General features: G+C 71.4%; 11 protein-coding genes and 1 riboswitch. Of the genes, 8 read left to right on the top strand and 3 right to left on the bottom strand.

The window, feature by feature from the left end; genetic code table 11:
• Nucleotides 1–95: 95 nt before the first annotated feature.
• A riboswitch (cobalamin riboswitch) is annotated at nucleotides 96–239 on the bottom strand.
• Between the two features lie 146 nt (nucleotides 240–385).
• On the bottom strand, nucleotides 386–607 hold the full coding sequence (locus tag OG241_RS13060; protein WP_006375076.1) for a hypothetical protein: 222 nt from the start codon (nucleotides 605–607) through the stop codon (nucleotides 386–388).
• A gap of 18 nt (nucleotides 608–625) precedes the next feature.
• Nucleotides 626–1,897 carry an anion permease gene (locus OG241_RS13055; RefSeq protein ID WP_405815441.1) on the bottom strand — a complete coding sequence of 424 codons (1,272 nt, stop codon included), beginning with the start codon at nucleotides 1,895–1,897 and terminating at the stop codon, nucleotides 626–628.
• A gap of 160 nt (nucleotides 1,898–2,057) precedes the next feature.
• Between OG241_RS13055 and OG241_RS13050 the strand changes: the two genes are divergently transcribed.
• From OG241_RS13050 to OG241_RS13040, 3 genes are all read left to right on the top strand, one after another.
• The gene (locus tag OG241_RS13050) at nucleotides 2,058–2,762 is read left to right on the top strand and encodes a class II aldolase/adducin family protein (protein ID WP_405815440.1); all 705 of its coding nucleotides are present in this window, start codon (nucleotides 2,058–2,060) and stop codon (nucleotides 2,760–2,762) included.
• 101 nt (nucleotides 2,763–2,863) lie between these two features.
• On the top strand, nucleotides 2,864–3,991 hold the full coding sequence (locus OG241_RS13045) for an alpha/beta hydrolase family protein (protein ID WP_405815439.1): 1,128 nt from the start codon (nucleotides 2,864–2,866) through the stop codon (nucleotides 3,989–3,991).
• Nucleotides 3,992–4,348: 357 nt separating this feature from the next.
• Nucleotides 4,349–5,761: a hypothetical protein gene (locus tag OG241_RS13040; protein ID WP_405815438.1), complete on the top strand. Its 1,413-nt coding sequence runs from the start codon at nucleotides 4,349–4,351 to the stop codon at nucleotides 5,759–5,761.
• Between the two features lie 43 nt (nucleotides 5,762–5,804).
• Here the strand turns inward: OG241_RS13040 and OG241_RS13035 are convergent, their stop codons facing one another.
• The gene (locus tag OG241_RS13035) at nucleotides 5,805–6,218 is read right to left on the bottom strand and encodes a VOC family protein (RefSeq protein WP_405815437.1); all 414 of its coding nucleotides are present in this window, start codon (nucleotides 6,216–6,218) and stop codon (nucleotides 5,805–5,807) included.
• A gap of 324 nt (nucleotides 6,219–6,542) precedes the next feature.
• Here OG241_RS13035 and OG241_RS13030 point away from each other — a divergent pair, with 324 nt between their 5' ends.
• The 5 genes from OG241_RS13030 to OG241_RS13010 all read left to right on the top strand — a co-directional run bounded on the left by OG241_RS13030 (nucleotide 6,543) and on the right by OG241_RS13010 (nucleotide 10,572).
• Entirely contained in the window at nucleotides 6,543–8,141 is a 1,599-nt protein-coding gene (locus OG241_RS13030; RefSeq protein WP_405815436.1) for an ABC-F family ATP-binding cassette domain-containing protein, read from the top strand.
• Nucleotides 8,142–8,503: 362 nt separating this feature from the next.
• Complete coding sequence (locus OG241_RS13025; protein ID WP_006123601.1) at nucleotides 8,504–8,725, top strand: helix-turn-helix domain-containing protein; 222 nt, start codon at nucleotides 8,504–8,506, stop codon at nucleotides 8,723–8,725.
• Nucleotides 8,726–8,861: 136 nt separating this feature from the next.
• Nucleotides 8,862–9,683, top strand: a complete 822-nt coding sequence (locus OG241_RS13020; protein ID WP_405815435.1) for an enoyl-CoA hydratase/isomerase family protein — start codon at nucleotides 8,862–8,864, stop codon at nucleotides 9,681–9,683.
• Between the two features lie 163 nt (nucleotides 9,684–9,846).
• Nucleotides 9,847–10,347, top strand: coding sequence for an Asp23/Gls24 family envelope stress response protein (locus OG241_RS13015; RefSeq protein WP_405815434.1), 501 nt, complete (start codon nucleotides 9,847–9,849; stop codon nucleotides 10,345–10,347).
• A 42-nt stretch (nucleotides 10,348–10,389) separates the two neighbouring features.
• Entirely contained in the window at nucleotides 10,390–10,572 is a 183-nt protein-coding gene (locus tag OG241_RS13010; RefSeq protein ID WP_319093837.1) for a hypothetical protein, read from the top strand.
• The last annotated feature ends 2 nt before the right edge of the window (nucleotides 10,573–10,574 follow it).

Below are 10,574 nucleotides of genomic sequence, written 5' to 3'. Positions count from 1 at the left end.
CCGGCCAGGGGATCGGGCAGCGATCCGGTGCTGTACCTCGAACGCGAACGGCAGCCGAGCATGGCGATATGTCCTCACTCAGGGTGTCCACGCCCTGGTTCGACGAGACCGGCGGCAAGAGTTCCTGGCTCCCGGGGTTACCTACCCCGGTGACAGTGGCGGGACCGCGCCGGATTCACACCGGCTTCCTCTTCTGCTGCCGTACATGGCTCCGGCAGTCCACCACGGGCCCGGAACACCCGTCAACTTGCCGTTGACCTGGAAAGGAGGACTGTGCTGAGCCCCACACCACGACCGGATCGGGGCGACGAAAAACGCCCGCCGCGCCCCTGACCACCAGCGAGGCGGCCACGGTCACGGCGGGCGAGGAGGATGTACGCGGCCCTCAGGCCACGATCAGATAGATGCCGTACGCCACCACCGCCGCACAGGCGGCGAAGCACGCGTACGCGCCGGTGACCGCCAGCCCCGCCGACTCGCCCTGCGCGACCGCCCGTTCGCGGTGGGAGAGCCCGATGATGCCCAGGGTGAACACGCCCACCATGGCCACGGTGATGACGAGACTGACGCCGAAGACGGAGCCGAGGGCCGCCCAGTCGATCTTCATGTTGCTTCCTTACCGGACTCAGAGGGCCGTGGCCGACGGCTGGACCGCGACCTCGGCGGGGGCCGTGGCCGGGGCCGGGATGGTGGCCGTCAGGTCGTCGGCGACAGTGCCTGCCGGAGGCGGGGTCACGGCGGCGACGGCCGTCGTGACGACGCCGGCGGGCTCGGCGTTCGCCGCGGTCCCGCCCTCGACGTGGTTGACGTTGGTGTGGTCGATGACCTCGCGGCGCGACACGACCCAGATCGCCGTGCTCGACGCGATGAGGAAGAGGGCCACCAGAGCCGTGCCCCAGCTGCCGAAACCGGTGACGTACTCCGCCAGCGCGCCCACGAGAGCCGCGGCGGGCAGGGTCAGTCCCCAGGCCACGAACATCCGGGTCGCCGTCGACCAGCGGACCACGCCGCCCTTGCGGCCGAGGCCCGCGCCCATCACCGAACCGGACACCGAGTGCGTGGTGGAGAGGGAGAAACCGAGGTGGGAGGAGGCCAGGATGACCGTCGCCGCACTGGTCTGGGCGGCGAAGCCCTGCTGCGGCTGAAGGTCGGTCAGACCCTTGCCCATCGTACGGATGATGCGCCAGCCGCCCAGGTAGGTGCCGAGCGCGATGGCCATGCCCGCGGAGAGGATGACCCATACCGGGGGATCGGAGTCGGGAGCGACGGCGCCGCCGGCGACCAGGGCGAGGGTGATGATGCCCATCGTCTTCTGCGCGTCGTTCGTGCCGTGGGCCAGCGACACCAGGCCCGCGGAGGCGATCTGGCCGACCCGGAAGCCCTTCTCGGCCGCCTTGCCCTCGGCCCGCTTGGCCCCGAGCGTGTACGACAGCCGCGTTGCCAGCATGGCCGCGATGCCCGCCACCAGCGGGGCGGCGATCGCCGGGATCAGCACCTTCGTCACCAGCACGTCGCCGTGGACGGCGCCCGTGCCCGCCGAGGCGATGGTCGCGCCGATCAGGCCGCCCATGAGGGCGTGCGAGGAACTGGACGGAAGCCCGACCAGCCAGGTCAGCAGGTTCCAGAGGATCGCGCCGACCAGCGCCGCGAAGATCACCTCGGGACGGATACCGCTCTCGTCGACGAGGCCCTTGGAGATCGTGTTGGCGACCTCGACGGAAAGGAAGGCGCCCACGAGGTTGAGCACGGCCGACATGGCGACCGCGACCTTGGGCTTGAGCGCACCGGTCGAGATGGTGGTCGCCATAGCGTTGGCGGTGTCGTGGAAACCGTTCGTGAAATCGAACGCAAGCGCGGTGACGACCACGATCGCGAGGATCAGCGAGAAGCTTTCCATTTACCCAGATTTCTTCCGTACGGTATTGGCTGTTGGACCGTAGGCAACCTGAATGAACGGAAGATGAACTGGCGGGGGATGCCGGATGACCGGAAACGGAGCACCGTTCCGTCGGGGCCGTCGGACGCCCGGCGCCGCCCGTGCCTGGCAGGATCGGCACATGGTTGAGGGGCGACGGGACGGACGTGACGTGCGGGACGAGGCGCGGGGGCCCGCCGGGCCGGACGAGTTGGCGCGGGCCTGGGCGGGGCTCGTCGCGACGGCCCGTCGCACGGTGGCCGACGGTCTGGTGGTCGGCACCTCGGGCAACGTCTCCGTGCGCGTCGGGGACACCGTCCTGGTCACCCCGTCCGGCGTTCCGTACGACCGGCTCACCCCCGAGGGCGTCGTCGGCGTCGACCTGACCGGCCGCCAGATCCTCGGCACCCTGACCCCGACGAGCGAACTGCCCATGCATCTCGCCGTCTACCGCGCCACCGACGCCCGCGCGGTCGTCCACACGCACGCCGTCCACGCGACCGCCGTCTCGACACTCGTACGAGAGCTGCCGCTGATCCACTACATGGCCGGCGACCTCGGCGGCCCCGTCCGAGTAGCCCCGTACGCGACCTACGGCACGCAGGAGCTGGCGGAGAACATGCTCGCGGCCCTGGTCGACCGGGCCGCCTGCCTCCTCCAGAACCACGGCACGATCGTCCACGGCGCCACCCTCGACCAGGCGTACGACCGCACAGCCCAGCTGGAGTGGATGTGCCGCGTCTGGCTGACGGCGTCGTCCGTACCCGGACTGTCCCCGACGCTCCTCTCGGAGGACCAGGTGGGAGAGGCGGCGGAGCGGCTCAAGGGGTACGGGCAGCGGGGGTAGGAAGGGCCACGGGTAACGGGTGCGGTGTACGGGGGAGAGAGGCCGCATCCGGCAGCCTCCTCCCGCTGGCCGTCGGAGCGCTCCGCAAGGACACTGGGTCCGTGCGCCCAGTCACCGCGGCGGCCGCGGCCGTCACCGCAGCCCTGGCAGCAGGCGCGGCCAGTGTCGCCGCCGGCCGTTACGCCAGCGACGCCGCCCTCAAGGCGCCGCCGGGCAGGCCACTGCCCACCGAACCCCGGCTCACCGTGCACTCCACCGCCGCCGGCCGGGTCGTACTCACCCGTGCCCTGGCCTCCCAGCGCCCCGGCACCTACGGCCTCGCCGGTGACGGCTCCCACGCCGTCGTCGGTCCCGTCCTGAACCACGCGACCCACTCCGCCGACACCGTCGTACGCCGCCTCGAACGGGTCAGCCACGGCACCCTGGAACCCCGCGACAAGGTCTGGCTCACCCCGAACGTCCACGTCGGCGACCCCGGCACCGCTCTCGGGCTCGACCACCTCGACATCGAGATCCCCGGCGAACTCGGCGCCCTGCCCGCGTGGTTCGTGCCCGGCGCCCGCAACACCTGGGTGATCACCGTGCACGGCCTCGGCACCACCCGCGAGCACCCCCTGAACGTGCTGCCCTTCCTGCACCGCCAGCGCTTCCCCGTCCTCGACATCGCCTACCGGGGCGATCCCGGCGCGCCCCGGCCCTCGGACGGCCTCGGCCACCTCGGCGAGACCGAGTGGCGCGACCTCGACGCGGCCATCCGGCACGCCCTGCGCCACGGCGCCGAGCACGTCGTCCTCTACGGCTGGTCCACCGGCGCCACCATGGCCCTGCGGGCCGCCGCCCACTCCTCGCTGCGCGACCGGGTCTCCGGGCTGGTCCTGGACTCTCCGGTGCTCAACTGGGAGACCACCCTGCGCGCCCTCGCCACGGCACGCCGCACGCCCGGCGCGCTGCTCCCGCTGGCGGTACGGGCCGCCCAGGGCCGCACCGGGCTGCACGGCGACCGCATCGACGAGGCCGCCGACCCCGCCCGCCTCACCGTCCCGGCACTGATCTTCCACGGCCCCACCGACACGATCGCCCCCTGGACCCCCTCCCGCCGCCTGGCCGCCCGCCGCCCCGACCTGCTCACCCTGCACCAGGTCCCCGACGCCCCACACGGCGCGATGTGGAACGCGAACCCACAAACCTACGAGGAAACCCTCCGCCGCTTCCTGACCCCCCTCATGTAGCCGCCGCGCGGGTGGCCCGCTTCCGCCGGTTGCCCGCTCCCGGCGGTGCCCGCCGACCTCGCAGCTTCCCAGTGGTCCAGTCCGTCCCGCCCGTCCCCGGTGACTCCTGCCGTTCACCCTCCTCTCAGTGGTCCCTTCCGCCCCGGCAGTCACGTCCGCCACTTGCCCCGGGAAACGCCTGGTCCGCAACCGCTCAACCTCGGGCGGCGCCCCTCCGCACCCCCTTCCGTTTAAGGCTGGACCACTGGCTTGAACAGCCCCCTGGACCCCCGCCCGCACCCCCTCCCTTGACCCGCCCTGGAGCCCCTCCTGGCATTCCGTTTGGGTTTTCGGACCGTCAACCGGAAGACTGCACCCGTGACGTCCCGTATCCCGCGCGACTCCAGGCTTCGACTCGTCCGCCCGCGACCCCTGGCCGCCGCCCCACGAGCGATGAACCAGCGGCGCTCGCGCCGACCCGCCCCCCGTCCGCCCGAGGGCACACCTGCCCCGGCGGAACTGGCCAGAATGGCCCGCTCCGGTCTCGCCGGTGCGGCCCGCGTCGCCCGTTGGGCCGACCCCGCCCTGCGGCCCGGCCACGACGACGGGTCCTCCGACGGCAGGGGCACCCTGTCCGCCGCCACCGCCGAACGGGCGGCCGCCGAACTGGGGCTGACCCCGGATCAGGTCCGCCACGACTGGGACACCGCCCGGCTCGCCGGCCTCGTCGAGGTGCACGGCGACGTCGCACGCCCCGGCTGGCGACTGCGCGCCTGGAACCGCGACGACAGCGCCGTACTGCGCGGCTGGGTCGCCCTCTTCGACGCCTGGTCGATCGCCCACCCCGAGGCCGCGGACCACGAGCCCGCCGCCGTCGCCGAGGTCGTCTCCGCGATGCCCCAGGTGCTCTCCTTCCTCCAGCTGTCCGCGGGACCCGTCCCCATGGAGCAGCTCCTGGACCTCCTGGAGCAGCGGGTCACGGAACTGCGCACCGAACGCTGCGAGGTCCCGTACGGCCCCCGGCCCGAGCCGCTGACGCAGCAGCCCGAGGCCGTCGCCGTCGTCGACACCCCGCTCGCCCCCCTCCTCGACTGGGCCCTGCACGCCCTGGCCTCCGTCGGCGCCCTCACCTACGGCGACGGCCACGCCACGCTCACCCCGCTCGGCAGCTGGGCGGTGTGGGTCAAGCTGGAGCAGATCTGCGTCGCCGCCCAGAGCCCGGCCGGCAACATCGAGCAGAACGCCGAGGACATGCTCCGCGGCTGCTCCCAGCTGCGCCCCAACGCGGCCCGCGCCGAGTACCGGGCCTGGCTCGCCGCCCGCCCCGTCGGCAGCGCCGTCGCCGAACTGCTCGACGCCGCCCGCGGTGAGGACGCCCTGCTGCGCGGTCTCGCCTTCGAGGCGCTCCGCGTGGTCGGCGGCCCCGCCGAGCCCGACGTACGGGCCGTGACGGAGAAGACCCCGCTGCGGCCGTACGCCCTGCTGTGGCTCGCCGAGCACGACGGGATCGACCCGGAGGACGCCCACGAGGTGCTCACCCGCGAGGAGGCCACCTGGATGTGGGTCGACACCGCCGCGGCCGTCGCCGACCACGGCGAGGCACCGCTGCTCGTGCGCCATCTGGAGTCCGCGGTGCAGCCCACCATCCCCGCGCTCCTCGACGAGGTCCGCGCGGTGGGCCACCCCCGCACCGTCCAGGTCCTGGTCGCCCTCGCGGCGGCCCACCCCGACCCGGCGCTCGCCAAGGCCGTACGCCGAGCCGCCTTCCAGGTGCACACCGGAGGCAACTGACCGCAGGAAACCAGGGGCGGACGGGAGAAGCGGGAGAAGAAGGTCAGGCCTGTATTTCCGGCGCGTACGTGCCGAAGCTCCAGATGTTGCCCTCGACGTCGCGTGCCATGTAGTCGCGCGAGCCGTAGTCCTGGTCCGTCGGGGGCATCAGGATCTCGGCGCCGTGCTCCACGGCCTGCTGATGGTGTGCGTCGACGTCGTTCACGACGACGTACACCCCGCACGGGCCCGCGTCCTTCATCGCCGTGTCGAAGACACCGCCCCGGCCCTTCGAGCCGAGCATCACCGCGCCGTTGCCCTGCACCAGCTCGGCGTGCAGCACCAAGCCGTCCTCCCCCTCGTACACCGACGCCTCGGTGAAGCCGAAAGCCTCCGTGAGCTGCCGGATCGCCGCTTTCGCGTCCGCGTACACCAGTGTCGGGTAGACGCTGGGACGCCCGCCGCCCGTGCCTGCCATGCCCATCACTCCCTCGGGTACCGCTGCCGGAAAACCGCCACAAAAACGGCCTGCGCCCAGTCTTGCACCGGCCACTGACAACACCCCTCGCCCTCGCGCCGCCGAGCCGCGTCGACGGACCGACCGGCAGCACTCCGATACGCCGCCTGAGCTGCGGCGCCGGACCGCGGGCCGAACGGGTGACCCGGCCCGAACACCCACGCGCAGAGAAAGTGCTTGCACGACCCCGTTAGACTTGCCCCATGGCCCTTCTCCTCGCGCATTAGACGGCGGGAACGTCCTCAGCCGCCCACCCCGCCAACAACCCCGCCCTGGAGTCTGTCCGTGATCTCCGCCTCCGGTATCGAGCTGCGCGCCGGCGCACGTGTCCTCATCGAGTCCGCCACCTTCCGTATCACCAAGGGTGACCGCATCGGTCTGGTCGGCCGCAACGGCGCCGGCAAGACGACCCTCACCAAGGTCCTCGCGGGCGAGGGCATCCCCGCGGCGGGCCAGATCGCCCGCACCGGCGAGGTCGGCTACCTCCCCCAGGACCCCCGCACCGGCGACCTGGACGTGCTGGCGAGCGACCGCATCCTCTCCGCGCGAGGCCTGGACACCCTGATCCGCAAGATGCGCGAGAACGAGCAGCGCATCGCCAACGGCTCAGGCGCCACCCGCGAGAAGGCCATGCGGCAGTACGAGCGCCAGGAGACGGAGTTCCTCACCAAGGGCGGCTACTCCGCCGAGGCCGAGGCCGCCACCATCGCCGCCGCGCTCAACCTGCCCGACCGGGTGCTCGGCCAGCCCCTGCACACGCTCTCCGGTGGTCAGCGCCGCCGTATCGAGCTGGCCCGCATCCTGTTCTCGGACGCGGACACCCTGCTGCTCGACGAGCCGACCAACCACCTCGACGCGGACTCGATCGTCTGGCTGCGCGACTACCTGAAGACCTACCGCGGCGGCTTCATCGTGATCTCCCACGATGTCGACCTGGTCGAGACGGTCGTCAACAAGGTGTTCTACCTGGACGCCAACCGGGCCCAGATCGATGTCTACAACATGGGCTGGAAGCTCTACCAGCAGCAGCGCGAGGCCGACGAGAAGCGCCGCAAGCGCGAGCGCCAGAACGCCGAGAAGAAGGCCGCCTCGCTGAACGCGCAGGCCGACAAGATGCGCGCCAAGGCCACCAAGACGGTCGCCGCGCAGAACATGGCCAAGCGCGCCGACCGGCTGCTCGCCGGGCTCGACGCGGTGCGGGTCTCCGACAAGGTCGCCAAGCTGCGCTTCCCTGAGCCCGCCCCGTGCGGCAAGACCCCGCTGATGGCCGAGGGCCTGTCGAAGTCGTACGGCTCGCTGGAGATCTTCACCGACGTCGACCTGGCCATCGACAAGGGCTCCCGCGTCGTCATCCTCGGCCTGAACGGCGCCGGCAAGACGACCCTCCTGAGGCTGCTCGGGGGAGCCGAGAAGCCGGACACCGGCGAGGTCATCGAGGGCCACGGACTCAAGCTCGGCTACTACGCGCAGGAGCACGAGACCCTTGACCCCGAGCGCTCGGTCCTGGAGAACATGCGTTCCGCCAACCCCGACCTGGACCTGGTCGAGGTCCGCAAGACGCTCGGCTCGTTCCTGTTCTCCGGCGACGACGTCGACAAGCCCGCCGGCGTCCTCTCCGGCGGCGAGAAGACCCGCCTCGCGCTCGCGACCCTCGTGGTCTCCTCCGCGAACGTCCTCCTCCTCGACGAGCCGACGAACAACCTCGACCCGGCCAGCCGCGAGGAGATCCTCGGCGCGTTGCGCACGTACAAGGGCGCCGTCGTCCTCGTCACCCACGACGAGGGCGCCGTACACGCGCTCCAGCCGGAGCGGATCATCCTGCTGCCGGACGGCGTCGAGGACCTGTGGGGTGCCGACTACGCGGATCTGGTGGCCCTCGCCTGACCGCTCGGCGGGGTCACGGGCGCGTGATCGAATCGCTGATCCACTTCCTCTGGATCATTCGGCCGATCCGTGATCCATCATCTGTGTGAGATCTCCTCATACCGAGGTGTGTCCTACATCCATTTCACGGCCGGGCCCTTCATCGACAAGGGCCCGGCCGTCGCGCGTTCCTGACCAGGCAATTCACGGAACAACTCGTTCGGCCGTACGGACAGACACGTGCGGAACATCGACTTCCGCTTGTGGGGATGCGCTCCTGTCGTCAAAACCTTGTCTCACGGACCTTGCCGAATGGGTGGCCATGACGCGCTTGAGGGGTGATCATGAGAGGACCAGAGCGCACTTCCCACGAGGAGGCACGGGTGGCCGAGACTCTGAAGAAGGGCAGCCGGGTAACCGGCGCCGCGCGCGACAAGCTCGCGGCAGACCTGAAGAAGAAGTACGACTCCGGTGCGAGCATTCGAGCGCTGGCCGAAGAAACCGGTCGCTCGTATGGCTTCGTACACCGGATGCTCAGCGAGTCGGGCGTCACGCTCCGTGGACGGGGCGGGGCGACCAGGGGCAAGAAGGCCGCTTCGGCCTGACCCCCGTCGACTCGTCGGCTTCGATGGTGACCACCCGGTCGGTCCACTGACCGGTCGGGTGGTTACTGTGCAGTCACTTAGGTGTGTCCCGCAGGGGACAGGCACCTGATCCGACCGCACTCATCGGAGGCGCCCCATGGCTTCGTTCGACCAGGACGTTGTTGGTCAAGGTCCCGAAGTTTCCGTACTCGACAAGGACGGCGTACGGCTCACCGTCGACGACGCGGTAGCCACGGTGACACTGGCCAACCCGGCCAAGCGCAACGCGCAGAGCCCCGCTCTGTGGCGGGCACTGGCCGAGGCGGGCCGGCTGCTGCCGGGCACCGTGCGTGTCGTCGTGCTGCGCGCCGAGGGCAAGTCGTTCTCGGCCGGACTGGACCGTCAGGCGTTCACGCCCGAGGGGTTCGACGGCGAGCCGTCGTTCATCGACCTCGCGCGCAGCGACGACGCCACGCTGGACGGCACCATCGCCGAGTACCAGGAGGGTTTCACCTGGTGGCGGCGCACCGACCTGGTGTCCATCGCCGCCGTCCAGGGGCATGCCGTCGGCGCGGGCTTCCAGCTCGCGCTCGCCTGTGACCTGCGCGTCGTCGCCGACGACGTGCAGTTCGCCATGCGCGAGACCAGCCTCGGCCTCGTCCCCGACCTGACGGGCACCCATCCGCTCATCGGCCTGGTGGGTTACGCCCGCGCGCTGGAGATCTGCGCGACCGGCCGCTTCGTCCAGGCCGAGGAGGCCGTGAACACCGGCCTCGCCAACATCGCCGTCCCGGCCGACCGGCTCGACGACGCCGTACGCGAGCTGATCGCCCCGCTGCTCGCCGCGCCCCGGGACGCCCTCGTCGAGACGAAGGCGCTGCTGCGCGGTGCCCAGGGCCGGACCTACGACGAACAGCGCACCGCCGAGCGCGCCGCCCAGGCCCGCAGGTTGCGGGACCTGGCCGGCGTCGGCGACTGACAGGCCGTACCAGTCCGTACACGTACGCGTACGCGCGCGTGAGGGGCCGCTGCCCGCCGGCAGCGGCCCCTCACGTGTCCCCTGCCTGCCGCATCCCCGGCGCGGGTCCGCCCGGCCCCGCCTACTGTGGATCGTGGAGGGCGACCGAAAGGGAGGTACGGCGATGACCGACACGACCCGGCCCAGCCGGCCGGAGCAGCCCGGCGGTGTGGGCGAAACCCCGCTGTCCGCCCAGCTCAGGAAGGCGAACGTCACCAGGCGCGGCGGTGGCGACCCCGCCGACCGTGGGCGTACCACGATCGCCGACGGGGTGGTCGAGAAGATCGCCGGGCTCGCCGCCCGGGACGTTCTCGGCGTGCACGCGATGGGCAGCGGGCTGTCCCGGACCTTCGGCGTGGTCCGCGACCGGGTGCCGGGCGGCGCCTCCAAGTCCGTCAGCCGTGGAGTGAAGGCCGAGGTCGGAGAGGTGCAGACGGCTCTCGACCTGGAGATCGTCGTCGAGTACGGCGTCTCGATCGGCGACGTGGCCCGGGCCGTGCGCGAGAACGTCATCGCGGCCGTCGAACGCATGACCGGCCTGGAGGTCGTCGAGGTCAACATCGCGGTGACGGACGTCAAGCTGCCCGAAGAAGAGGAAGAGGAACCCGAGCCCCGGCTGCAGTGACGGATTCGGGGTATCGGCAAAGTACCGGGAAGGCAGGGCAGCATGAGCATCGCCGTGATCGGCATGATCGCCGGAATGGCGCTGGGATTCGCCGGGTACTTCGGCGGCTTCGGCGCGTTTCTGCTGGTGGCGGCGCTGGGCGCCCTCGGCTTCGTCGTCGGCCGGTTCCTGGAGGGTGACCTGGACCCGGGTGACTTCTTCCGCCGCGACGACCGGCGGCGGTGACG

Source organism: Streptomyces sp. NBC_01390 (genome assembly GCF_045040105.1).
Taxonomy (GTDB): domain Bacteria; phylum Actinomycetota; class Actinomycetes; order Streptomycetales; family Streptomycetaceae; genus Streptomyces.
This window is presented reverse-complemented; position numbering and strand designations above follow the sequence as displayed.

What these genes read in the sequence shown, in the direction of transcription:
- OG241_RS13060 (WP_006375076.1), bottom strand. Translation starts at nt 607, where the DNA reads ATGAAGATCGACTGGGCGGCCCTCGGCTCCGTCTTCGGCGTCAGTCTC.
- OG241_RS13055 (WP_405815441.1), bottom strand. Translation starts at nt 1,897, where the DNA reads ATGGAAAGCTTCTCGCTGATCCTCGCGATCGTGGTCGTCACCGCGCTT.
- OG241_RS13050 (WP_405815440.1), top strand. Translation starts at nt 2,058, where the DNA reads ATGGTTGAGGGGCGACGGGACGGACGTGACGTGCGGGACGAGGCGCGG.
- OG241_RS13035 (WP_405815437.1), bottom strand. Translation starts at nt 6,218, where the DNA reads ATGGCAGGCACGGGCGGCGGGCGTCCCAGCGTCTACCCGACACTGGTG.
- OG241_RS13020 (WP_405815435.1), top strand. Translation starts at nt 8,862, where the DNA reads ATGGCTTCGTTCGACCAGGACGTTGTTGGTCAAGGTCCCGAAGTTTCC.
- OG241_RS13015 (WP_405815434.1), top strand. Translation starts at nt 9,847, where the DNA reads ATGACCGACACGACCCGGCCCAGCCGGCCGGAGCAGCCCGGCGGTGTG.
- OG241_RS13010 (WP_319093837.1), top strand. Translation starts at nt 10,390, where the DNA reads ATGAGCATCGCCGTGATCGGCATGATCGCCGGAATGGCGCTGGGATTC.